This is a genomic window from Allopseudospirillum japonicum, assembly GCF_900108915.1.
GTDB lineage: Bacteria > Pseudomonadota > Gammaproteobacteria > Pseudomonadales > Halomonadaceae > Pseudospirillum > Pseudospirillum japonicum.
This window is the reverse complement of record NZ_FNYH01000009.1, coordinates 73,866-97,510: the sequence shown is the minus strand read 5'-3', so window position 1 is coordinate 97,510 and position 23,645 is coordinate 73,866. Positions and strand designations below refer to the sequence as shown.

General features: G+C 42.5%; 19 protein-coding genes. 11 read left to right on the top strand and 8 right to left on the bottom strand.

Annotated features, from left to right (window positions below; translation table 11 throughout):
* Positions 1-42: 42 nt before the first annotated feature.
* From BMX05_RS09270 to BMX05_RS09260, 3 genes are read left to right on the top strand one after another with little or no spacing between them, the layout of a single operon-like run.
* Positions 43-1,191, top strand: a complete 1,149-nt coding sequence (locus BMX05_RS09270; protein WP_093310698.1) for a DUF3530 family protein — start codon at positions 43-45, stop codon at positions 1,189-1,191.
* 26 nt (positions 1,192-1,217) lie between these two features.
* On the top strand, positions 1,218-2,462 hold the full coding sequence (locus BMX05_RS09265; protein ID WP_093310693.1) for a lipoprotein-releasing ABC transporter permease subunit: 1,245 nt from the start codon (positions 1,218-1,220) through the stop codon (positions 2,460-2,462).
* The gene (locus tag BMX05_RS09260; RefSeq protein ID WP_093310689.1) at positions 2,455-3,132 is read left to right on the top strand and encodes an ABC transporter ATP-binding protein; all 678 of its coding nucleotides are present in this window, start codon (positions 2,455-2,457) and stop codon (positions 3,130-3,132) included. Before BMX05_RS09265 ends, BMX05_RS09260 begins: the two co-directional genes overlap by 8 nt.
* Here the strand turns inward: BMX05_RS09260 and BMX05_RS09255 are convergent.
* From BMX05_RS09255 to BMX05_RS09245, 3 genes are all read right to left on the bottom strand, one after another.
* On the bottom strand, positions 3,096-5,573 hold the full coding sequence (locus BMX05_RS09255) for an EAL domain-containing protein (RefSeq protein ID WP_093310685.1): 2,478 nt from the start codon (positions 5,571-5,573) through the stop codon (positions 3,096-3,098). The genes BMX05_RS09260 and BMX05_RS09255 overlap by 37 nt on opposite strands.
* 324 nt (positions 5,574-5,897) lie before the next feature.
* Positions 5,898-6,689 (bottom strand): enoyl-CoA hydratase, encoded by a 792-nt coding sequence (locus BMX05_RS09250; RefSeq protein ID WP_093310681.1) that lies wholly within the window; start codon positions 6,687-6,689, stop codon positions 5,898-5,900.
* A 29-nt stretch (positions 6,690-6,718) separates the two neighbouring features.
* Positions 6,719-7,828, bottom strand: coding sequence for a potassium channel family protein (locus BMX05_RS09245; RefSeq protein ID WP_093310676.1), 1,110 nt, complete (start codon positions 7,826-7,828; stop codon positions 6,719-6,721).
* A gap of 258 nt (positions 7,829-8,086) precedes the next feature.
* On the opposite strand from BMX05_RS09245, the gene BMX05_RS09240 reads away from it, so the two are divergent.
* From BMX05_RS09240 to BMX05_RS09230, 3 genes are read left to right on the top strand one after another with little or no spacing between them, the layout of a single operon-like run.
* A complete protein-coding gene (locus tag BMX05_RS09240; protein ID WP_093310672.1) occupies positions 8,087-8,716 on the top strand; it encodes a response regulator in 630 nt (209 codons plus the stop codon).
* A gap of 35 nt (positions 8,717-8,751) precedes the next feature.
* On the top strand, positions 8,752-10,599 hold the full coding sequence (gene uvrC / locus BMX05_RS09235; protein WP_093310667.1) for an excinuclease ABC subunit UvrC: 1,848 nt from the start codon (positions 8,752-8,754) through the stop codon (positions 10,597-10,599).
* 1 nt (position 10,600) lies between these two features.
* Positions 10,601-11,107 carry a SixA phosphatase family protein gene (locus BMX05_RS09230; protein ID WP_093310663.1) on the top strand — a complete coding sequence of 169 codons (507 nt, stop codon included), beginning with the start codon at positions 10,601-10,603 and terminating at the stop codon, positions 11,105-11,107.
* Here BMX05_RS09230 and BMX05_RS09225 read toward each other — a convergent pair.
* Positions 11,104-12,003: an eIF2B alpha/beta/delta subunit family protein gene (locus BMX05_RS09225; RefSeq protein ID WP_093310658.1), complete on the bottom strand. Its 900-nt coding sequence runs from the start codon at positions 12,001-12,003 to the stop codon at positions 11,104-11,106. The genes BMX05_RS09230 and BMX05_RS09225 overlap by 4 nt on opposite strands.
* A gap of 266 nt (positions 12,004-12,269) precedes the next feature.
* Here BMX05_RS09225 and BMX05_RS09220 point away from each other — a divergent pair, with 266 nt between their 5' ends.
* From BMX05_RS09220 to BMX05_RS09200, 5 genes are all read left to right on the top strand, one after another.
* Positions 12,270-13,880, top strand: coding sequence for a lytic transglycosylase (locus BMX05_RS09220; protein ID WP_177166861.1), 1,611 nt, complete (start codon positions 12,270-12,272; stop codon positions 13,878-13,880).
* A gap of 29 nt (positions 13,881-13,909) precedes the next feature.
* On the top strand, positions 13,910-15,706 hold the full coding sequence (locus BMX05_RS09215) for an extracellular solute-binding protein (protein WP_093310648.1): 1,797 nt from the start codon (positions 13,910-13,912) through the stop codon (positions 15,704-15,706).
* A 66-nt stretch (positions 15,707-15,772) separates the two neighbouring features.
* Positions 15,773-16,867: a microcin C ABC transporter permease YejB gene (locus BMX05_RS09210; protein WP_093310643.1), complete on the top strand. Its 1,095-nt coding sequence runs from the start codon at positions 15,773-15,775 to the stop codon at positions 16,865-16,867.
* The gene (locus BMX05_RS09205) at positions 16,867-17,901 is read left to right on the top strand and encodes an ABC transporter permease (protein ID WP_218139024.1); all 1,035 of its coding nucleotides are present in this window, start codon (positions 16,867-16,869) and stop codon (positions 17,899-17,901) included. The genes BMX05_RS09210 and BMX05_RS09205 overlap by 1 nt, the downstream gene beginning before the upstream one ends.
* 14 nt (positions 17,902-17,915) lie before the next feature.
* Complete coding sequence (locus BMX05_RS09200; RefSeq protein WP_218139023.1) at positions 17,916-19,505, top strand: ABC transporter ATP-binding protein; 1,590 nt, start codon at positions 17,916-17,918, stop codon at positions 19,503-19,505.
* Here the strand turns inward: BMX05_RS09200 and BMX05_RS09195 are convergent.
* From BMX05_RS09195 to BMX05_RS09180, 4 genes are all read right to left on the bottom strand, one after another.
* Positions 19,502-20,452, bottom strand: a complete 951-nt coding sequence (locus BMX05_RS09195; RefSeq protein ID WP_093310634.1) for a GGDEF domain-containing protein — start codon at positions 20,450-20,452, stop codon at positions 19,502-19,504. The genes BMX05_RS09200 and BMX05_RS09195 overlap by 4 nt on opposite strands.
* On the bottom strand, positions 20,452-21,480 hold the full coding sequence (locus tag BMX05_RS09190; protein WP_093310630.1) for a response regulator: 1,029 nt from the start codon (positions 21,478-21,480) through the stop codon (positions 20,452-20,454). The genes BMX05_RS09195 and BMX05_RS09190 overlap by 1 nt, the downstream gene beginning before the upstream one ends.
* Before the next feature lie 233 nt (positions 21,481-21,713).
* A complete protein-coding gene (locus tag BMX05_RS09185; protein ID WP_093310627.1) occupies positions 21,714-22,655 on the bottom strand; it encodes a branched-chain amino acid ABC transporter permease in 942 nt (313 codons plus the stop codon).
* A gap of 1 nt (position 22,656) precedes the next feature.
* Positions 22,657-23,544, bottom strand: a complete 888-nt coding sequence (locus BMX05_RS09180; RefSeq protein ID WP_093310624.1) for a branched-chain amino acid ABC transporter permease — start codon at positions 23,542-23,544, stop codon at positions 22,657-22,659.
* Between the last annotated feature and the right edge of the window lie 101 nt (positions 23,545-23,645).

The following is a 23,645-nucleotide window of genomic DNA, read 5'->3' as shown; positions in this document are numbered from 1 at the left end:
TTGTAGCGAAATGTACAAAATTTACTAGGGGATGACAGGAGTATGCCTAGCCAAGTGCTCAAATATCTTTGTTTAGGGCTTTGGATGTCGATCGCACCTGCTTATGCTGAGGAAGATGCACCACCCATTGATGCCCCAGCAGAAGAGGCTGCACCAGAGCCACCCGCATTACCACGTGTACAGCTGGATCCTGCACAAGTTAAAGTGCGTGCTTTAGAACGCGAACTAAAAGATTTGTATTTTATCGATATTGGTGAAACAGAAATTTTAGAAAAAGCAGCTGCCTTGTATCTACCCGCTAATCGTCCACAAGCGCGTGCTGGGGTGCTATTGCTTCATGATGATGAGCAATCTCTCGTATGGCCACAAGTGATAGATCCTTTACGTCAACGTTTGCCCGATTATGGTTTTGCGACCTTGGCACTTATGCTACCGAGTATGGAAGGGCGCCCTATACCTGAGCGTACTCTAGGTGCGGTGGAATTACTATCTAGGTTGCCAGCGTCTGCATTGGAGGCAGAGCAGCCGACTGAAGAAACGCCTACAGAGGAAGATGGGGCACCTGCAGGACCGGAAGAGACAAACATTGAAGGTGCAGAAGATGCTTTAGATACTGCCGGTCAGGAACCTCTAGCACCTGATGATACAGAGCAGGCGTCTACAGAACCCCAAACACCGAAGAAAAAACCTTATGTGGAACGCATTCATGCACATTTGCAGGCAGGTTTGCAGGAATTGCAAAGCCGTGGACATGATTTTAAGGTTCTGATTGCTTATGGGGGACAAGGATTATCTTTGTTGAAGTTTCTAGAAGAAGTGCCAGCACATTACCCGCTGATTCTGGTCGATATTCGCGAAACTCAGCAACCCCTTGCGGTTGATATTGTCGGCATTTTAGAACAGCAAAAACGACCGATTTTGGATATTTATTTTATGCCGGATACTTTGGATGAAGTCATGGCAAAAGCACGAGCCGATGCTTATCGGCGTGCAGGTAATTTTTTAGCACGTCAGCACCCTTTGGTCGGTGAACCCTTAGCCGGTTCTTTAAAAGCGAATGAGCGTATTGTACAGCGGGTTCGTGGTTGGTTGAGTGTGCTTTTAAAAGAGTATCCTAAAATTGCACAAGGCCAGTTGCCTGCGCAACCGAAAGTAGGAACGCGTTTAGGTTCTCTGGTACATCTAGATTAAATCCTTACTTTGATTTGAGGTTGCTGGTGTTAGGATCAAAATTTACTTGGTTTATTGGCTTGCGTTATACGGGCGCTAAGCGTGCGAATCACTTTATTTCTTTTATCTCCTTAACTTCTATGCTTGGACTTACCCTAGGCGTTGCGGTTTTAATTCTTGTACTTTCGGTAATGAATGGATTTGATCGAGAATTAAGGCAAAGAATTTTAGGCATGGTGCCTCATACCGCGATCAAAAGTTACTCTGGCATTGAAAACTGGCCACCTTTAATTGCAAATGTGACCACGCATCCTCAAGTCATAGCTGCATCCCCGTTTATTGATACTCAAGGGATGTTGGTTCATCAAGGGAGTTCTCAAGGCGTATTAATTCGAGGCATTGTGCCTCAATATGAATCTCAAGTCTCTATTATTGAGCAGCATATGAAGGAGCATCAATTAGCTGATTTAAAAATGGGCGAATATGGCATTATTATGGGGGAGGGACTGGCACAAAGGTTACGTTTGAATATCGGTGATAAAGTCACTTTATTATTACCCGAAGCCTCGATTACACCCGCAGGCATTTTTCCACGCTTAAAAGCATTTAAGTTGATAGCAACTTTTAAAGTTGGTGCAGATTTAGATTATTCACTTGCTTTTACCCATTTGCAGGATATGCAAGTGCTCTTGCGTGCAGGAAAGCAAATACAAGGGATTCGTTTACAGCTACGGGATTTATTTGAAGCACCTCAAGTGAGCCAGCAGATTATTAATAGTTTAGGGCAAGATTATTATGCATTAGATTGGACACGTACACATGGCAATTTATTCCAAGCGATTCAAATGGAAAAACGCATGATAGGTTTGCTGCTTATGGTGATTGTTGCTGTCGCTGCCTTTAATATTGTATCTACGCTAGTGATGGTTGTGACAGATAAGAAAGCAGATATTGCTATCTTACGTACTTTAGGAGCGACCCCTTGGCAAATTATGCAAATTTTCATCATTCAAGGCATGAGCATTGGCGTCATAGGCACAAGTCTAGGCGTGACCTTAGGGGTTATCTTAGCCTTGAGTATAAGTGATCTTGTGGCTGGTATCGAGTCTTGGTTGGGGATTCAGTTTCTTAATAGTGAAGTTTATTTTATTAGCTATTTGCCTTCTCATCTACTAAGTGAGGATGTCCTTATTATTGCAGGAAGTGCATTGATAATGAGCTTTCTTTCTACATTATATCCAGCATGGAAAGCCTCTCGAGTACAACCAGCACAGGCATTAGCATATGACTAGTTTAATAAAAGCCTCTCAAATAACCAAAGATTATCAGCAAGGTCCAGAGCATTTAAGTATCTTAAAGGGAATTAACCTAGAGGTTGCTCAGGGTGAACGGGTCGCGATTATTGGTAGCTCTGGAAGTGGTAAAACAAGCTTGCTAAATATCTTGGGTACCTTAGATGTAGCCACCAGTGGGGAATTAGAAATTGCTGGTATGGTAATTAGTCGTTTATCACAAACAGCACTAGGACGGTTTCGTAATCAGCATTTAGGTTTTGTGTATCAGTTTCATCACTTATTACCTGAATTTAGCGCACTAGAAAATGTGCGTTTGCCGCTGATGATTGCAGGTTATCAAAGTAAACAAGCACAAGAAGAAGCCTATCTTGCCTTAGAAGCCGTCGGATTAACGGCACGGGCAAAGCATAAGCCGGCAGCGCTTTCAGGAGGGGAACGTCAGCGTGTTGCGATTGCGCGCGCTTTAGTGACACGTCCGCCTTGTTTATTATTAGATGAGCCGACAGGTAATTTAGATCAAGAAACAGCACAAGAGATCCAAAATTTATTATTAGATATTAGCAAGCAATCAAATTTAAGCTTAATTGTTGTCACTCATGATCTTAAGTTTGCTCAAGTACTAGATAAAGTTTACACGTTATCAGCAGGTGTTTTACAAGCAAGTTGATGTTCAAGTAAAAATTCTAAGGTTTGTTGTGGAGGTAAAGGGCGGCTAAAGTAATATCCTTGGATTAGGTCGCAGCCTCCCTGACTGAGATGTTTGATTTGTTCCTCAGTTTCTACACCTTCAGCAACAACTTGCATATTCTGCCCTTGTGCAAGATGGATCATAGCTTCGACTAATCGTGTATCTTGTTGATCATGAGGTATACCATCAACAAAGCTTTTATCGATTTTTAAAATGTCGAAAGGGAAAATTTTTAAATATTTGAGTGAAGAAAATCCAGTACCAAAATCATCCAAGGCTAACCAAATACCCATTCTCTTAAGTTCATTGAGTTTCAAACTCACTTGTTCAGCCTGCTCCATTGCAACACTTTCAGTGATTTCTAATTCTAAACAAGAAGCAGGTAAGCCAGTTTCTTCAAGAATATCAGCAACTTGCTGAACAAAATCCTCGCGTACAAATTGTACGCTAGAAATATTAACAGCAACACGTAAGTTATCAAGTTGGTGTTCTAATTGCCATTGACGTACTTGATGACAGCTGGTTTTTAATACCCAATGTCCCAACTCGATGATCAGGCGCGTCTCTTCTGCAAGTGGAATAAAGCGTGCGGGTGAAATAAAACCTAATTCTGGATGTTGCCAGCGTAGCAAGACCTCCATACTCATCACTTGGCCTTGATAGGCACCACAAGTAATTAATTGTGGTTGATAGGCTAGGCTAAATTGTTGTTGTTTAACTGCTAGAAATAGTTCATGTTGTAAACGAATCTGCTCGAGCATACTTTGGCTTGCTTGTGGAGTACAAAAACGAATTTGCCCAGGCCCTTGGACTTTTGCAGTGTATAAAGCAGTGTCTACACTTTGTGATAAAGTATCAGGAGACTCACCATCATCAGGTGCTAAAGCAATCCCAATACAGGCACTAATGTGTAATCTTTGACGCTGAATAATTAGAGGGCGTGAAAATGCCTTTTGGAGTATTAACGCATGTTTTTCCGCTATATTAGAGTCTGTCTTAGGTAATAAAGCCATAAATTCATCACCCCCCAAACGCGCTAGAGTCGCATTGACAGGTAATAAGCGCCGCATAGTTTCAGCCATTTGCTGTAATACTTTATCACCAAGCGTATGACCAAAGTTATCATTAATTTCTTTAAAGCGGTCAATGTCAATAAATAAAAGGGAAAAAGTGTGCTCGTTATATGTTTGTTGATCACATAGTTTTTGTAACTCTTGTTTCAGTGCATTACGATTAGATAAACCTGTTAGTGCATCATGATAAGCAAGATAATGAATCTGTGCTTCTTGTTGCTTATTGGTTGTGACATCCCGAGTGGCACCCCTTAATCCTATAACTTGATGTGTATTAGGATCTAAAATAGCGACAGCACTATTTTTATACCAGCCAAGTTGGCCATTATGACGAATACGCCGAAACTCTAAATCACGAAAACCTTGGGCGGAGCTAATACCTAATTCTATATGTTGACGTACTTTATAAATGTCATCTGCATGAATGCGCTCATAAATGTTTTGACCTACTAATAAGCTGGGATCCTGCCCAATAAGCTCACGTGTTTTATCTGATAAATAAGTGTAACGCGCTTGTAGATCAATTTCCCAAACATACTCATCAAAGGCAGAAACGACATCACGAAAACGCGCCTCACTGATTGAAAGGCGTTCGTAACTTGTACGCACTTCTTCATAAATCTCTAATAACTCAGGTGAGAACTGGCGTAGATCATTTTTAACAAGATCTAAACGCTGAATTCGGTCACGAAAAGTACGTAAGTTATTTAAAAAGCGCGCGGTAATTAATCGGCTGCCTAGTACAGCAAATAAACAAAGAAAGATAAATAAAGGCAGCTGCTCAACTATTTTATGATAAAACAAATTGTTGAAAGATTTTTGTGTGATATTGCTCCATACATGACCTAAAATCTCTTGGTCTCGAATCACTGGACGAATAATAGCGAGCACTTGTGCTTGACGTGTTTGTGAGTAACTATCATAGCGCAAAGGCTCGCGAGTGCTATAGACAGCACGTGCAGGCGAATTTGGTCGAATATCAATGAGACCTTTAGGATTAAAATCAGGCCCAAAAGCCACAATGGCATTAAGCTTACGGCTATAAACACCCGCACCATATCCTGGAAATGCTTGCAATAATTGAGTCACTAGAGGCTGTAAAATTTGATTGGCTTGGGTAATTTTTTCTGCATTCTCTAATTGAGGGTGTTCGATAATTTGAAAGTATTTCTCGGGGAGGCTGGTATCGAGTAAATGGCTTAGGGAGAAAGTTAGTTCATACTCGCGTTGACTGAGCTCTTTCCATGTGTAATAGACATTGAAAGCGACTGAACCAGTAAGGGTAATCACTACTAGGAGTAAAGTAAGTAAGTAAATTTTCTGAGTGATAGATAAATAACGCGCCATATGAAAAAAAATAACTCCCTATAGGGCTCTTTAAATTAGAGGTGAATACTCTCTACTACAGTAATCATTTTTAGCGATGAAAATGAGTCAAGATCTCTGTTTAAAAGTTAGTGTTAATCTAAATCGAAAATTGTACCTGAATTTAAGACTGAGCTAAATCAATTTAGTATTTTATCCTGTAATATGCACTGATATGGCGCCTATATAACGACGCTAGATGACGCAAAAAAAGCTAACCTTACGCTTTGTAATGAATGCACTGATGGAATATTCATAAGGTGCGAAAACTAAGCAGCGCCTAAGCGCTACTTAGTCAGTGTTATATCAAGCAGAATGGCTCCAATGAGGTGTGCGTTTTTCTAATAAAGCACCGATACCTTCACGTGCGTCCTTGGCTTGAATATTGTTTGTCATAACTTGACTGCAGTAGCGGTAGGCATCTGCAATCGGCATCTCGGCTTGGCGGTAAAAAGCTTCTTTACCTACTTTGAGTGTGTAGGCAGATTTACCGGCAAGTTTCTGCGCCCATGTTTGTACCTGTTGCTCTAGATCGTCTGGCTCAACAACTAAATTGACAAGCCCCATGCGGTAGGCATCTTGTGCACTGATCATATCGCCTAATAACAGCATCTCCAAGGCATGTTTTTTGCTCAAAGTGCGGGACAAAGCCACCATAGGTGTTGAACAAAAAAGCCCGATGTTAACCCCCGGTGTGGCAAAGCGTGTTTGTGTATCGGCAATGGCTAAATCACAGCTAGCGACCAATTGGCAGCCTGCTGCCGTGGCAATACCATGCACTTGTGCAATAACAGGTTGTGGTTGGCGTTGAATTTGTTGCATTAATTCAGAACAAAGACTAAAGGTCTGTTGATAATAATCCGTATCACGCTTGGTTTCTGTCAGTTCTTTTAAATCGTGGCCGGCACAAAATCCACGCCCTTCACCTTTAATGATGATGACGCGACAATCTTTCTGATTGGCCAAAGTACGCAACGTGTTAAGCAGGGTTTGCATTAGGGGATTAGATAAAGCGTTATAGGCCTGCGGACGGTTGAGTGTTAGCGTACAAATATGGTCTTGGGTTTGGGTCAGTACCCATTGAGGTTGCGGACTCATAAGCAAAAGCTCCTTGCGGTAGTTTCTTGTTATTTTGATGATCCTGACGCTGTGAGAGCAGCTTGCAATGCAGCTTGTACTTGTGCATGTGTTTTGAGTGTACTACTGTGTGCAAGCACAAATAAGGCTTTGATTTCCAAAGCTTCCCCCAGCTTGGGATTATGGACCAAATGACCATGAATATCCAAGTAAGCTAAAGGTGTTCCTAAATTAAGTTCAAGTGCATTTTTAACCAAGGTGAGCCAGTCAGCAGCTTCTAGTACAACATCATATCTATGAATCACTTCTTCATCGTAACTAAAAAGGTTTTCCAGCACTTGCTCAACACCTGGAGCGACTAAAGCCCGCGCAACTATCTCTGGATAAGCGCGTACGGGACGAATGACAGAATGTGCGCCTAAAGTACGAAAACGTTGACGGTTGGTATCTTGAATACTTTCTGCGACTATATATGCAGATGAGTTTAGGCTACTTAAGCGATGTAAAATATCAAGTGTAGAATGGTCTGTTGTGTGTTGGTGTTCATCACCGGCTAAGATCACAATAGCATGTGCATTGTGTGCATGAACTAAATGTAGCTTGTCCTCACTATGCGCATCACCATAATTATAAGCAACCTCAAGTTGCAATAAATCTTGCGGTAAACCCTCTTGATAGAGGGTGTTAAGCAGCAAAATGGGACGTTGAGCGAACTCAGGGTGCTGGCGTACTTCGCTGATCAGACGCATAAAATAAGCATCTGCTTGTTGTGTGGGAGCATTAATGATCAAAAGGTGATTGCGCATTTTCCAATCCCAAAGGCCGCGTATGCGATCTGTATGGCGTTGTAAACGATAATCTAAATACTGGCTAGCGACTTGAGCCATAAGGCTAATGCCGCCTAGATATAACAAGATCCCAGTGCTAAGACGTCCTGCGCTGGTTTCAGGGCTAAGATCACCATAACCAACCGTTGTGAGTGTGGTCATGCTCAGCCAGAGTGCATCTCCAAGCTTGAGCTTCTCAAAATGTACCATCAGGCCAGTATGCAGCACTAAAATCAGTAGCAAATAAAGAAAGCTTAAATAGAAATGTTTTAAGCGTGATTTTCTCAGCATGCAGTGAAATTGATGTCGTAAACGCTCGAGTAAAAACAACATAGCAAGATGGCTTCACCAGCTAGAACTTATTATTGAGTGTAAAGGGTACTCTGTTTCTTGAGTAAATCCCAAACCCAACTTTAGTAAAAGCAACTCAATATACGCACGGGATCTAGGTTTTTTTTGTAAAAAAAGATAAATGTATCGAGGTATCTAGTTGATTCCTCTAAATAAAGTCAGCATTTTAGCAACTTAAGCACTTTGATAGCAAAGCTTGTTATTATGATGTGAGTTACCGCTTCCTAAGGATATATACAAATGGCAGAAATAAAAGTCATGGTGGTTGAGGATCAGCAGTTGGTGCGTATGGGCATTACCCGCATGTTAGAAGATGTTGAGGATATTTTAGTTGTAGGAGAAGCAGAATCAGGCGAGGAAGCGATTAAAAGTGCCCGTCGTTTGATGCCCGATGTGATTTTAATGGATGTCAAAATGCCAGGAATTGGAGGCATTGAGGCAACACGAAAAATAGTGCATCAATTGCCAAGCACACGCATTATTGCGTTGACTGCGCTACAAGATGACTTTTATGCAGCCCAAGTTCTGAAAGTGGGAGCGGTAGGTTTTTTGACCAAGGGTGCGAAGATTGATGAATTAACACGCGCGATCCGCACTGTGCATAAAGGGGGCTGCTATGTAGATCCCACGGTAAACCGCTTTGAATCTACTGAAGATATGAACCCGTTTCAGAAGTTATCTGAACGTGAAGCACAGGTAGCTTTTATGATAGTCAATTGCCACAAGGTACAAGATATAGCTGATAAGTTGCATGTGAGTCCAAGAACAATTAATACGTATCGCTACCGTATTTTTGATAAATTAGGTATTGAATCTGATGTACAGCTCACTGTGCTTGCTATGCGTCATGGATTAATTGAACAAAACTAAATAAATATATATAAATTTTAATAGATGATTTGCTTATGAGTGTGCCAAGCACATCCTTTGATGTCGTGAATTTTCTTGCGCAAACACCACAAACTGCGGGTGTTTACCTGATGTATGCTGAGGCAGATAAAGATTTACTGTATATAGGTAAAGCAAAGCGCTTACGTGCTCGTTTGGCATCGTATTTTCAGAAAACGGCACAAATGACCACTAAAACACGTGCTCTGGTTGAACGTATTGGACATATTGAGCTGATTCTAACATCAACAGAAGCAGAAGCTTTATTATTAGAACAAACCCTAATTAAAAAACATCGTCCGCCTTTTAATATCTTATTGCGTGATGATAAATCTTATCCCTATATTCATCTGGTGCCCTATGGGGATTTTCCGGCTTTAGAATTGCGTCGTGGCCGTAACAAGGCTGTAGGGCCGGTTTATGGTCCTTACCCAAGTGCACAAGCCGCCCGTGAATTGATGGATGTTGTATTTAGGATTTTTAAAATTCGTCAATGTGATGAGGCAAGTTTTCGTCATCGTAGTCGTCCTTGCTTGCAATATCAGATGAAACGCTGTCACGCACCTTGCATGGGTTGGATTGATGCGCATGCTTATGCCCAAGATATAGAGCAGGTGAAAGCTTTTTTGAAGGGTGATTATCAGCAAGTTTTACAGGTCTTACATACTCAGATGCAGCAAGCAGCTAAGCATTTAGCCTTTGAACGTGCTGCCCATTTAAGAGATCAGATACAAGCCTTAAAAACTTGGGTACAACCACAAATTATCGATACAGATGAAAAACGCGCGCTGGATGTGTGTGCGTGTATCGAATATGCAAGTCATAAAATAGTGAGTATTTTAAGTGTACGCCAAGGAAGGGTCACAGCTTGTCGCAGCTATCTTGCTGAAGATGCCCTTGCCGCCAATGAAGGTGAAACTTTAGAGGCTTTTTTGCGCCAATATTATTGGCAGGGTCCAGTCCCCGACATGTTACTAACATCACATGCATTGCAAGCAGATGCGTCAGCAAAATTCCAATATGCCAGCGCAGGTACACAGATTAGAGAAATCCCTTGGCGTTGTCCTCAACGTGGACGAGGTAAAGCTTGGTTGCAAATGGCACTTGAGAATGCCCTCCAGTTTGCGCGGCAAAAGATCGATAAAGCCCAACAAGATCAGCAGAGCTGGCAAGATTTGCGTCAGGTTTTAGCCTTGCCTAGTTTACATACCTTGATGTGTATAGATATTAGCCATACCCAAGGAGAAGCTACCTACGGCGTATGTGTCATCTGGACACCTGAAGGCGCACAAAAATCGGCATTTCGCGCGTATGCTTTGCAAGATCATACACCAGGCGACGATTACGCAGCCATTTATGCTACTTTGGCCGCTTTTATTCAAGAGAAAAATGTACAAATAGCACCAGAGTTGATTTTAGTTGATGGTGGTGTGGGACAGCTGAAAGCTGCACACCAAGCGGCTGTCTTTTATGACTGGCAAGTGCACTTATTAGGTATGGCAAAAGGGGCCAGCCGTAAATCAGGTGCAGAGCGTTTACTCGACCTCAACGGTCATCAATTAGAGTTACCACCGACAACCCGCGCTTTTCGTTTACTACAACGTGTTCGTGACTCAGCACATCAATTTGCGTTACAGACACATAGGCGGGCACGCGACAGCAAACGTAGCCGCTCTAAGCTACAAGAAATTAAAGGAATTGGCAGTAAACGTCGACAAGCCTTGCTGAAATATTTTGGTAGTCAAAGCAAACTAGCCCAAGCAAGCTTAGAAGATTTGTGTGCAGTAAAAGGGATTAGTGAAGGGCTGGCGCGAAGCATTTACCAGCATTTTCGTACATCGAGTGATACAGTGGAGAAACTCTAGCATGTTGAAACTTACGTTATGGCGACATGCAAAATCCAGTTGGAAAGACCCTCAACTAGAAGATTTTATGCGTCCTTTAAATGCGAGAGGCCGGAAAGATGCGCCTGAAATGGCTCGCAGAATAATCCGTCAATGTGGGCAACCGACACGTATTTTAAGCTCGCCGGCAGAGCGAACACTCACCAGTGCTCGTGTACTTGCACGTCAAGCTGATTATCCCTTGAGCGATATTTTTTGCGTGCCAGGCTTGTATGAATCTAGTGCATCAGCTTTATTAGCCGCGATTCGCGAATATGGCGCTATGGCATCCCACTTGGTATTGGTTGGCCATATGCCGAGTCTAGGTGATTTGGCGCGTCAGTTATGTGGGCATCCTTTAGGTCACCTACCGACAGCCGCATTCATCCATATGCAGCTTTCTATAACTCAATGGTGTGATTGCCAAGGCCAGCAAGAGGCACAAGCCTTGGTGTTTGATTTTCCAAAAAACAAATGTGTGGTGAATTAAGAGGATTTATTGATAAAAGTTTGGGTAACACCTTGTTCGTCTGCCCAAGCTGTTACTAAGCGTGCAGGTGTTAAATCAAAATATAAATTGCGTGCGCGTACGTGGGCCAGTTGAGGCAAGCCTAACTCTTCAGCAGGCATCTCTTCTAAAGTAATGGCCTCTGGCATCAGGGGCCTATGCTTAAAGCTTTCTGCGCAGACATAAAAAGGAATCCCAGCATCCCGTGCAGCAAGTGCAAGTAAGCGGGTGCCGCTTTTATTGATCAAACTACCATCTTGCAATAAGGTGTTGGCACCTGTCACCGCAAGGTCTGCTTGTTGAATAAAATTACCAATTTGTGCCTCGGTAATGTATTGCACAGGCATTTCTATCTTAGACAAATAGCGTGCCAAGGTCCGTCCTTCCATGCTGGGACGAGACTCGGTGATAATCACTTCCTTAAGCTGCTCCCCCAAAAAATCGCACAGATACATAACATTGGCACTGCAACTATGAGTTATCAGGCGACTACCTTTGTTAATTTTACTGGCTAAATTCTGTGCCGCTTGACGCCCTGCAAGTATCGCTGCTTGACTGACTTCCTCTGCAATGTCTCCATAAGCCTGTCGAGTTTCATTCAAAGTTAATTCGGAACTGAGCGTTTGAATTTTCTCGATAAAGGCTTGAATTAGGGTAGCCAAGGTTGCCACGCTGGGGCGACATTGCTGTAATGCCAAAGCGAGATCTAAAATTTCTTTGTTTAATGCTTCTATATTGGCAGCATCACAATCTTCTGCATAATCAGCTAAATCCGCCAAAGCATTGCGTGCAAGCTGAGTTGCGCCACTATCAAAATCGTTGCGAATTGCTCGTAAGCGTCTTTGCTTAAAATCTTCATTATTTTTGGCATATAGCATGCAAACCTGCCCTTTAGCAATTTATGTGAATGAAATATGAAGCTCTGACTTGTACCCAAGGCACGAAGTCCCTAGAATCCTTGAGTTTTATTTACTCAGCTTATCCGAGATTGCTTGCAATGCCTACCAGAGACCTAGACTTAGGATAAGTCCACTTTGAGTAGAGGTTGGGGTGTGAGTGTCAAAGGTGTCGAAAGTGTTAAGGTAATTCATGCACCCCCAGCTGGACCTTATTTTAGGATGTAGACTAAACGATGAGAATACGGATGCGTACGTTTTACTGGCGACCTCTGACCCTTTTATGCTTGAGTGCTTGGCTAGCCGGTTGTGCGGGCATGCAGCCTCAATCGTCTGTCGTTGATACGAGCTTTGAGCTAAAAGGCGCAGACTTTTCACAACAGATTGAGCAAATTCAAGCCCTAAATCAACAAAGATGGCAAGAACTACAAGAGACCCTGAAATACGATTCGGTAACGCATGCAAGCAAGTGGCGTCAATGGCAGACGCCAAGCTTGCCCGAATATGATTTGTGGGATCGCCTGCGAGCTTCTTTTCAATGGGATGTACACCAGTATCAGAATCCACGGATTCAAGAAGAAATGCAATGGTTTCTTGCCCACCCCAGCTTCCTTGATCGTATGATGACTCGGATGCATAAATATTTATATCATGTGGTCACGCGTTTAGAAGCGAAAGGTTTACCTGGGGAATTGGCGCTTTTGCCTGTGATTGAAAGTGCATATAACCCGTTTGCTTATTCCCATGGACATGCTGCGGGAATGTGGCAGTTTATCCCGTCTACAGGACGCCATTTTGGCCTGCATGCGAATTGGTGGTATGACGGCCGCCGTGATGTACTTAGTTCAACAGAAGCAGCTTTAACCTATTTAAAACGTTTAAATCAACGTTTTGATGGAGATTGGCTGTTGGCGCTTGCAGCTTATAATGCCGGAAGTGGCAACGTTAATAAGGCATTGCGTAAAGATGAGCAGGCTGGGGGGCAAGGCCAGTATTGGGATTTGGATCTTCCTGCAGAGACGCAAGCTTATGTTCCTCGCTTGCTGGCGGTGGCCAAAATCTTTGCTGAACCAGAACGTTATGGGTTAGCGATTCCAAGCGTGAAAAATCAGCCTTATTTTGCTGTCGTTGATACGCAAGGCCAGCTGGATTTAAATCTAGCTGCCAAGATGGCGGGGATTTCGCTAGATGAACTTAAGCAATTAAATCCTGCCTATAGTCGCTGGGCAACCAATCCAGAAGGTCCACATCGTTTATTGGTTCCTATTGCTAAAGCCCAAAAAATGGGCCAACAATTGGCTAGCTTACCGCCTGAAAAACGAGTGACTTGGCAGAAATACCGTATTCGTTCGGGTGATACTTTACTGGCTATTGCACACCGCTTTGGTACCAGTGTCAAAGCGTTACAAGATACTAATAAGTTAAGAAATCATCGTATTCGTGCGGGCAAAGAATTATTGATCCCACAGCCAATGCAGGCCTATGCGCAAGCAAAAACCAATACCAAACCGGATCGCCCTCATTTAAAGCCTGTAGAATATCAAGTCCGTGCTGGCGATTCTTTATGGCGAGTGGCTCGTCAGCATAGTGTGAGTGTGCATGATTTAGCGCGTTGGAATACATTGGGGATTCGTGACATTTTACGTCCTGGGCAAAAGCTTCTGATTCACACTGCATCCACACGCAACCAAGCCTCTAGCCTAGGCTATACCGTACGCAAAGGCGATTCTTTGTATACGATTGCCAATCGTTTCCGGGTCAGTGTGCAGGATATAGCTGATTGGAACAAACTTAATCCGCGCCATTATTTGCAACCTGGGCAGAAAATTAAGCTCTATGTAGATCTCAGCGCACGCTAATGGCAACGAAATGAATAGAGGGTAGCATTATGGCACTATGTGAAGTAGCTTTTAAGCAGGCAAGTAAAGTGCTGCTGTGCTTGTTGTGCTTGCCTTGGCCAGCTTTGGCCGCTGATCAAAAGGTACAAGCGACACATGCACTGACCTTGCAAGGTACGCCTAAATACGCACAAGGATTTACGCATTTTGCCTATGCTAATCCCCAGGCGCCTAAAGGAGGTGAAATTAAGCAAGCATCCTTAGGTGGTTTTGATTCACTCAATCCTTTTATTATGAAAGGGACACCAGCGGCAGGGATAAACCTAATTTATGACACCCTGTTGGTACAAAGTGCAGATGAGCCTTTTACGAGTTATGGTTTATTGGCTCAAACAATTTATCGCCCACAGGATAATACTTGGGTTGAATTTGAATTGCGTCCCCAAGCCCGCTTCCATGATGGTCACCCAGTTACTGCAGAAGATGTTGTCTTTACGTTTGAAACTTTAATGCGTGATGGTCAGCCTTTTTATCGTGCTTATTATGCTGACATTGCCAAAATTACTGCGGTTTCTGCGCAGCGGGTACGTTTTGAGTTTGTTAATAATCAAAACCGTGAGCTGGCACAAATTATTGGTGATGTGCCTATTCTACCCAAACATTACTGGGAAAATCGCGAATTTACCCGTGCAGATCTCACGCCGCCTTTAGGATCTGGTCCTTATCAGATTGCCAGTTTAGATGCAAATCGTCAGATAAAATATATTAGAGTTAATGATTATTGGGGTAAAGATTTAAACGTGAATCAGGGGCGCCATAATTTTGATTACCGTACCTTTGATTACTATCGTGATGCAAGTGTTGCTTTTGAAGCTTTTAAAGCAGGTGATTTGAATTTTCGTGTGGAAACAAGTGCCAAGCAATGGGCAACTGCTTATGAAGGACAAAAAGAGATCATCCGTGAACAAATTGCCCATCATAATAGTCCAGGTATGCAAGGTTTTTTCTACAATACTCGTAAAGACTTATTTAAATCTGTCAAGGTGCGGCAAGCTTTAGCTTATGCATTTGATTTTGAATGGGTCAACGCGAATTTATTTCATAGTGCTTATCAACGGACCCTCAGTTATTTTGCGAACTCTGAACTTGCATCTCAATCAACACCAACAGAAGCAGAACTCAACTTACTATCACCTTGGCGTGATACTTTACCCAAAGAGGTTTTCACGCAAGCTTTTAGCTTACCTATTAATGATGCCAGTGGTAATATTCGTCCGCGCTTACGTCAAGCTTTAGCACTATTAAGAGAAGCAGGTTGGATTATTCAAAATGGAAAACTAGTCAATAATCAAGGGGAGCAATTTAGTTTCGAACTCTTATTGTACGATACTCAGTTTGAACGTGTTGCTCAACCTTTACGGCAAAATTTGCAACGTTTAGGGATTGAGATGCAAATTCGTGTTGTTGATGCGAGCCAGTATATTAGTAGGTTACGCGATTTTGATTTTGATATGTTAGTTGCTAGCTTTCCACAATCCTCCTCACCTGGCAATGAACAGCGTGAATTCTGGCATTCAGAATATGCAGACAAAAAAAATAGTCGTAATTATGCTGGTATAAAGCATCCAGCAGTAGATGCGTTAGTTGAAGCCATTATTTTAGCCAAGGATCGTCAAGCATTGATCACCGCAACTCGTGCTTTAGATAGAGTACTACTATGGCAGTTTTATGCCATTCCACATTGGCATTTACCTTATTATCGAGTAGCTTATCGAGCGCCACTTGCACATCCACAAGCCCTACCTGAATACGGTCTCGCACTTGATACTTGGTTTGTACAACCATAGAAAGTCATTGATCAGGCTACTTTTTAGTGGCCTGATTACATTTTTTTATAAAAGGAGGATGGCTAAGTGTGGAGCTATCTAATACAGCGTATTTTATTGATGATACCCACGCTCTTTGGCATTTTATTATTAAATTTTATTATTATTCAAGCTGCTCCAGGAGGGCCAGTTGAGCAAGTATTAGCCAAGTTAGAAGGTCTCGACAATACGCAAGCCAGCACACGTTTAGGCACTAGCGCCGCCTCTGAACAAATGAATGCCCAAAATGATACGGGAAATTACTCTGGTTCTCAGGGAATAGATGCCGATCTTATCGCGGAAATAGAAGCGCGTTTTGGTTTTGATCGTCCAGCGCATGAGCGCTTTTTTATTATGTTGAAGCAATATTTAAGCTTTGATTTTGGTGAGAGTTTCTTTCGTGATGCAAGTGTACTTGACCTTATGTTAGATAAAATGCCAGTGTCTATTTCCTTGGGTTTATGGTCAACACTGATTATTTATTTAATTTCTATCCCGTTAGGGATTAAAAAAGCAGTGCGTCATGGTACATCTTTTGATGTGGCTACATCGAGTATTTTAGTGATTGCTTATGCTATTCCTAGCTTTTTATTTGCATTATTGTTAATTGTAATTTTTGCTGGTGGCAGTTATTTAGATTGGTTCCCACTGCGTGGACTAACCTCAGATGACTTTGCTTCCATGACCACCTTGGAAAAGATCTTAGATTATTTTTGGCATCTTATTTTACCCGTTAGTGCTAGTGTCATTTCTGGATTTGCTACACTGACGTTATTAACAAAAAATAGCTTTTTAGATGAAATTTATAAACAATATGTATTAACTGCACGTGCTAAAGGACTGACAGAAAAACGTATCCTTTATGGTCATGTTTTTAGAAACGCAATGCTGATTATTATTGCAGGGATGCCAAGTGCTCTTATAGGGATATTTTTTACAGGCTCTTTATTAATAGAAGTTATGTTCTCATTGGATGGTCTGGGATTATTGGGCTTTGAAGCTATTATGCAGCGAGACTACCCTGTTATTTTTGCAACCTTATATATTTACACGCTAGTCGGTTTACTGCTGAAGCTGCTCAGTGATCTTACTTATATGTGGGTAGATCCTCGAATTGATTTTCAATCGCGGGAGAAAGTTTAATGATGCTAATTAAACTCAGTCCGATTAATCAAAGACGTTGGTGCATCTTTCGTCAGCACAAACGTGCGTACTGGTCTACTTGGATACTAGCAATTATTTTATGCTTTTGTGTGAGTGCAGAATGGATTGCAAATGATAAACCAATATTAATTATTTATCAGGGCGAGTGGCTATTTCCTATTCTGCACTTTTATCCTGAAACCCACTTTGGGGGAGAGTTTGCGACTGAGGCAGAGTACCTAGATCCTTATGTACAAGAATTATTAGCCCAAGCAACTGTGATTTGGCCGCCGTTAGTGTCTTATTATGATACGATACACTATGATTTGCCACAGGCTGCCCCTTCTCCCCCAGACAGCAAACACTGGTTAGGAACAGATGATCAGGGTCGAGATGTACTGACCCGTGTTGTATATGGCACGCGTATATCACTTGCTTTTGCTTTGTTGCTCACCTTAATTACAAGTAGTATAGGTATTTTAATAGGTGCACTACAGGGTTATTATGCTGGTTGGGTTGATTTGATCGGTCAAAGAGTTTTAGAAATTTGGTCTGGATTGCCCACTTTATTTATTCTAATTATTCTAGCAAGTGTTATTCAGCCTGGGTTTTGGTGGTTATTAGCGATTATGAGTTTATTTAGTTGGCCAACCCTTGTAGATCTGGTGCGTGCGGAAACTTTGCGTTGTCGCAATTTAGATTATGTACGTGCTGCACGTGCTTTGGGAGTGTCTAATTTTTCGATTATTAGGCGTCATATTTTGCCTAATGCGATGGTGGCTAGTTTAACTTTTATGCCTTTTATTTTTACTGGGGCCGTCACGACATTAACGGCTTTAGATTTTCTAGGTTTTGGTTTACCAGTAGGTGAACCTTCTTTGGGGGAGTTGTTGGCGCAAGGGAAAAATAATTTACAGGCACCCTGGTTAGGATTAAGTGCTTTTGCCACTCTAGCTATCTTGCTGTCTTTATTAGTGTTTATTGGTGAAGGTCTGCGGGATGCGTTTGATCCCCGTGCTGTATTTGCGTCTTAATGCTAGAGGTTGAAATGCCAAACCCCATCCTAGAAATCCAAGGTCTCACCATTACGCATGGACAAGATGTTTTAGTCCAAACTGTGGATTTGGCCCTTTTCCCAGGGCAAACATTGGCATTGGTAGGAGAAAGTGGAAGCGGTAAGTCTTTAACTGCATTAGCTTTAATGAAGCTTTTGCCAAAAGATTTACAAATGCAAGTGCAAAGCTGGCAACTTCAGAAACAAGATATGCAATCTCTTTCTGCAACCCAGTGGCACCAAATACGTGGCGCACAAGTTAGCATGATTTTTCAGGAGCCACTGACGGCATTAAATCCATTGCATCAGGTCGAAAAGCAACTTTTAGAAAGTCTGTACTGGCATCAGCCACATTTGACGAAAGCGCAAGCCTATGAACGTATGCAGGTGCTTTTAACGCAAGTCGGATTAGAGGCTTCCTTAGCACAAGCTCGGCCACATCAACTATCAGGTGGTCAGAGGCAAAGGGTCATGATTGCGATGGCACTGGCCAACGAACCAAAAATTCTGATTGCAGATGAGCCAACAACTGCTTTAGATGTCACCGTACAAGCACAAATTCTAGATTTACTATGCGAGTTGCAACACAAATATCAGATGGCGCTTTTGCTGATTAGTCATGACTTGAACCTAGTACAACGCTATGCACATCAAGTCGCTGTGATGCGTCAAGGACATATTTTAGAACAAGGTCAAGTTCAACAGGTTTACCAAAACCCACAACACGTCTACACACAAACTTTACTTGCTAGTCAGCCGGGTAAAGCCCCTGTATCACAGCAAACATCAAAGTGCGTATTGGAATTAAACCAAGTGCGTGTGCGTTTTCCTTTACCTAAACCTTTTTGGCGTCCACGGCGTGAATATGAATATAAGTTAGGGATTAATGCGCTCAGTTTTCGTTTACATCAAGGGCAAACTTTGGCTTTAGTTGGTGAAAGTGGCTCAGGAAAAACCACAGCCGCTTTAGCTGCTTTGCGTTTGTTGCCCCTAGATCAAGGGGAAATTTATTGGCAAGGACAAGCAGTTCACAACTGTCAGCAAGCACATTTAAGGGCCAGGCGTAAAGAAATACAAATGGTTTTTCAAGATCCTTTTAGTAGTTTGAGCCCGCGTATGAGTGTGGCCCAAATCATAAGTGAGGGGGTGTATTTGCATTATCCGGCACTATCGGTCGCTGAGGTAGAAGCGCAAGTGATTCAAGTGTTGCAAGAGGTGGGGTTAGCGCCAGAAAGTCGGCATCGATATCCGCATGAATTTTCTGGTGGGCAGCGCCAACGAATTGCGATAGCGCGAGCACTAATCTTACAGCCGCAAGTGCTGATTCTAGATGAGCCGACATCGGCATTAGATTTAAGTGTACAAGCACAAATTATTGGTTTGCTATTAAACCTGCAAGCCAAATATCAATTAGCTTACCTGTTTATTAGTCATGATTTGGCTGTGGTACGTGCTTTAAGCCATCAAGTTTATGTGTTGTATCAGGGAAAGCTCGTCGAATCTGGTGCAACTGAGGCTATCCTTAGCCAACCACAACATCCTTATACGCAAGCACTGATCAAGGCTGCTGCTTTAAAAGACTAGGCGGTACATACACAATTGCGCCCTTGGTGTTTTGCGGCATAAAGCGCTTGATCTGCTAAATGTAGCCATTGTTCTACGGTACGAATAGATGATTTCAATTCGCAAACACCCAAACTGATGGTCATACCTAAACTAAGATGTTCATGACGCAACACCAGACTTTCCACGCTTTGACGCAAAGATTCGGCGAAATGGACCGCTTGTCCTTGAGAAGTAGCGGGTAAAATAACACCAAATTCCTCACCACCATAACGTCCGGCAACGTCTTGTTCGCGCACACTTTGATGCAAATGTTGTGCCAAGGAGCGAATTACAGTATCGCCTGCTGGGTGTCCATAAGTATCATTAATCCGTTTGAAATGGTCGATATCAAACATAATTAACGAAACTGGTTCTTGGGTTCTTTGATATTGATGAAAATGCTGTTGTAGTAGTGTTTCCCAAGTCCCTCGATTATTTAAGCCAGTGAGCTTATCGGTACGGCTTAAAAAATCAAGCTGTGTATTAGCATCCTGTAATCCCAGTTGTGCACTGGCAACTTCAGTCACATCATGTAAAAGCAAACATACATGGCTAATAGAAGCGCTTACATTAGTTAAAGGAAGAATCGTTAAGTTTTGGTACATCCACTGTGCATGTCCTGTGAGCGGGCGATAGCTACGGAAAGGAAAAATATTTTGTTTTTGCTCCCAAGTGGTGTAAGCCTGTACACCAAGATTCCAGACGCTATCGACTTTACGTCTTAACCAGCTTTCATTAAGTTCGGGGAATTGACGAAATAAATTTTTGCCCTTCACTTGGGTTGAAGTTCGCCCACTATGGTTTTCCATAAAACCATTCCATAGTTGGACATTATATTGGCGGTCTAAAACAACTAAGCCAATATCAATATTTTGTAGTACTTGTAATAGCCAGTGGATTTCAGCAAATTCGATATTATCCTGCATTAGTGCCCCTCCACAATATAGCTAAGACGTTCCTCTAATGCGCGCATTGAGGGTTCAGGAAAAAGTAATAAAAGATCGCAGTCTATATTGTGGCTGCTAATTTTGTAATCAATTTTAATGGCTAAAATATGCTGATTCTCAGTCTCTGAATGTGGGCGAAAAATACCCTGTAAAGAGCTATGCTGGCCCAAAATCACTGGGTGGCCTTTGCTAAAGTCCAAATCGAGTTGCTCAGATAAACCTTTAACACAGGCACCAATCAGAATGCTGGCCATATCTGTCAATAATTCTAATTCGGCAGCACGATCTAAAGCATTTGGGTAATGGGTGAGCTTGGCTAAATCGGTGAAGCTGGCATCTCTGAAAAGTAATAAGGCTTCACCGGCAATTCCCATACTCGTAAAGCCTTGGCAAGCAACAGAAATGGAGCCCCTTTGTTCTACGCGGCTGAGCGCATTTTGTAAGCGACTGGCTTGCAAAATATTGACTTGAGGAACAGGGAGCTCAATAAAGACTTTCAGCACTTGCGCAAATAAGCTTGCTGCTTGCCCCATAGCAACATTGACAATTTCCTGCATGACTTCCTTTAATTTGAAACCATAGGCGTTCGTCTCAGTAGGTAAATCCATCTGGGTTTGAGGCTCAGCATGGGTTTTAAGTGCTGGGGTTAAGCCAAAATCTTTTAAAGTCTGTTGTACGCGTTGTGAGTCAATCGGTTTGGGCAGAAAAGCCAAAGCACCCAATTGGGATACTTTATGGTAAGCCTCTTCTTGTACATCGCCAGAGACGACGATCACTAGAGTTGGTAGGTCTTCGCGACGTATGGTCTCCAAGACTTGGTAACCATCCATGTTGGGCATATTTAAATCGAGAAATAAAAGATCAGCCAACCCTTGACGTATGGCTTCTAGAGCTTGCTGGCCATCACAAGCAAAGTTGATTTCTATATCCCACTCAGCAGGGAGCGCTTTAGCCATCTGCTTGCGGGCTAGGCTGGAGTCATCACAAATGACAATTGGTGTAGGCATTGAAGGTCCTTGTGTATGCGAAGCCTCTTATAAAGCTTGAGAGGCTTAAGTCTGTCATAAACCCATGACGGTTGAAGCAGCTACGTAAGTTTACTAACTGTATCAAAGTGCAAGCAGATGGCAATACAAAGTCGGTAGCTATAAGCGGTTTTTCAGCAAAAAAGCCTACCCGAAGGTAGGCTCAAAGGGCACAGAGATGGACTACAAAAACCAATAGCAAATAAAGCGAGTATTTATTCGAAGTTTTTACGCATAAACTTCTGAATTTCGCCGACAATACCTGAGCGGAATGCCAGTACACAGATCACAAAAATTAAGCCTAAAATCACCGTAACCCAAGAACCAAGAGGGCCTTGTGCAAGGTAATTTTGCAAAGAAACCACTGTAGCTGCGCCAACAACTGGACCAAATAAGGTCCCAACACCACCTAATAAGGTCATCAACACGACTTCACCTGACATGTGCCAGTGGGCATCGGTTAACGACGCCAATTGGAAGACAACACTTTTAGTTGAACCTGCCAAACCTGCAAGGCCAGCTGATAAAGTAAAAGCAAGTAGCTTATATTTGTCAACATCATAGCCTAGAGAAATAGCACGTGGTTCGTTTTCACGAATGGCCTTGAGAACTTGACCAAAGGGTGAATGAATGGTGCGCTGAATCAGTGCAAAGCCAAAGATAAAAATTGCCAGTACGAAATAGTACATGGATAAATTATCTTGCAGGCTGATTAGACCAAAGAGGTTGCCACGCGGAATCCCTTGAAGACCATTTTCCCCCCCAGTAAAAGGCGCTTGTACGAAGAGGAAAAAGACCAATTGGGCTAATGCCAGCGTGATCATGGCAAAATAAATCCCTTGGCGGCGAATAGCCAGTTTACCAAAGATATAGCCTAAAGCGGTTGCAGCTAGCGTACCGAAAATAATCCCTAACTCGGTGGATAAGCCCCACTGGGTAAGAATATGTCCAGTAATATATCCCCCCGTGGCTAAAAAGGCGGCATGCCCAAAAGAAAGCAGGCCAACATACCCTAGGAGTAAGTTAAATGCACTGGCAAATAAGGCGAAACAGAGCACCTTCATCAGGAACACAGGATAAATAGCCAAGGGTGCTAAAATGGCTAGACCGAGTAAAACACCGTAGAGCACCTTGGGATTATCGGATTTGGATATCATGTTAAGCCTCCTTACCGAATAAGCCTGCAGGGCGTACTAGAAGAATGATGATCATCACTAAGAAAATCACGGTTGAGGATGCTTCTGGATAAAAAACTTTGGTTAGACCCTCAATTAAGCCCATTAATAATCCAGTTAAAATCGATCCTAAAATTGATCCCATGCCCCCAATAACGACCACAGCGAATACAGTAATCAGTAAGTTAGAGCCCATCACTGGACTAACTTGATAAATAGGCGCTGCAAGTACACCGGCTAAGGCGGCAAGTGCGACACCATAGCCATAAGTTAAAGTAATAAGTAAAGGAACATTAATACCGAAAGCCTGCATTAATTGTGGGTTCTCAGTACCAGCACGTAAATAAGCACCCAGGCGTGTACGCTCGATCATGTACCAAGTGCCAAAGCACACTACTAAAGAGGCAACAATAATCCAACCACGATAAGTAGGCAGGAACATAAAGCCAAGGTTTTGTCCACCTTGTAAGCTTTCTGGTACCGCATAGGGTTGTCCAGAAACACCAAACCAATGCACAAAAGAACCTTCAATAATTAAGGCTAAACCGAAGGTTAAAAGTAAGCCATAGAGATGGTCTTCACGGTATAAGCGTCTTAATAGGGTACGTTCTAATAAAATACCAAAAGCAGCAACACAAACTGGGGCTAATACTAAGGCAACCCAATAATTAACACCAAAATATTGTAAGCCTAACCAAGCAGCAAAAGCCCCCAACATATATTGGGCACCATGCGAGAAATTAATGATATTGAGTAGTCCAAAAATAATTGCCAGACCTAAACTCAATAAAGCATAAAAAGAACCGTTAATCAGGCCGATCAGCATTTGACCGAAGAGTACCTGAGGTGGAATACCGAGCAGCTCTGTCATAGTCCAGACCCTTTGTACACACCTTGTTATTAGAATATGCGTGAATCACGCCATGTTTTTTTGACAGACAAAGCCCCCCTAGCAAGCCTTTGCTTGATCGA

Coding starts and splice junctions, on each gene's coding strand:
- BMX05_RS09270 (WP_093310698.1), top strand. CDS start 43: ATGCCTAGCCAAGTGCTCAAATATCTTTGTTTAGGGCTTTGGATGTCG.
- BMX05_RS09260 (WP_093310689.1), top strand. CDS start 2,455: ATGACTAGTTTAATAAAAGCCTCTCAAATAACCAAAGATTATCAGCAA.
- BMX05_RS09255 (WP_093310685.1), bottom strand. CDS start 5,573: ATGGCGCGTTATTTATCTATCACTCAGAAAATTTACTTACTTACTTTA.
- BMX05_RS09250 (WP_093310681.1), bottom strand. CDS start 6,689: ATGAGTCCGCAACCTCAATGGGTACTGACCCAAACCCAAGACCATATT.
- BMX05_RS09245 (WP_093310676.1), bottom strand. CDS start 7,828: ATGTTGTTTTTACTCGAGCGTTTACGACATCAATTTCACTGCATGCTG.
- BMX05_RS09240 (WP_093310672.1), top strand. CDS start 8,087: ATGGCAGAAATAAAAGTCATGGTGGTTGAGGATCAGCAGTTGGTGCGT.
- uvrC (WP_093310667.1), top strand. CDS start 8,752: ATGAGTGTGCCAAGCACATCCTTTGATGTCGTGAATTTTCTTGCGCAA.
- BMX05_RS09230 (WP_093310663.1), top strand. CDS start 10,601: ATGTTGAAACTTACGTTATGGCGACATGCAAAATCCAGTTGGAAAGAC.
- BMX05_RS09225 (WP_093310658.1), bottom strand. CDS start 12,003: ATGCTATATGCCAAAAATAATGAAGATTTTAAGCAAAGACGCTTACGA.
- BMX05_RS09220 (WP_177166861.1), top strand. CDS start 12,270: ATGCGTACGTTTTACTGGCGACCTCTGACCCTTTTATGCTTGAGTGCT.
- BMX05_RS09215 (WP_093310648.1), top strand. CDS start 13,910: ATGGCACTATGTGAAGTAGCTTTTAAGCAGGCAAGTAAAGTGCTGCTG.
- BMX05_RS09205 (WP_218139024.1), top strand. CDS start 16,867: ATGATGCTAATTAAACTCAGTCCGATTAATCAAAGACGTTGGTGCATC.
- BMX05_RS09200 (WP_218139023.1), top strand. CDS start 17,916: ATGCCAAACCCCATCCTAGAAATCCAAGGTCTCACCATTACGCATGGA.
- BMX05_RS09195 (WP_093310634.1), bottom strand. CDS start 20,452: ATGCAGGATAATATCGAATTTGCTGAAATCCACTGGCTATTACAAGTA.
- BMX05_RS09190 (WP_093310630.1), bottom strand. CDS start 21,480: ATGCCTACACCAATTGTCATTTGTGATGACTCCAGCCTAGCCCGCAAG.
- BMX05_RS09185 (WP_093310627.1), bottom strand. CDS start 22,655: ATGATATCCAAATCCGATAATCCCAAGGTGCTCTACGGTGTTTTACTC.
- BMX05_RS09180 (WP_093310624.1), bottom strand. CDS start 23,544: ATGACAGAGCTGCTCGGTATTCCACCTCAGGTACTCTTCGGTCAAATG.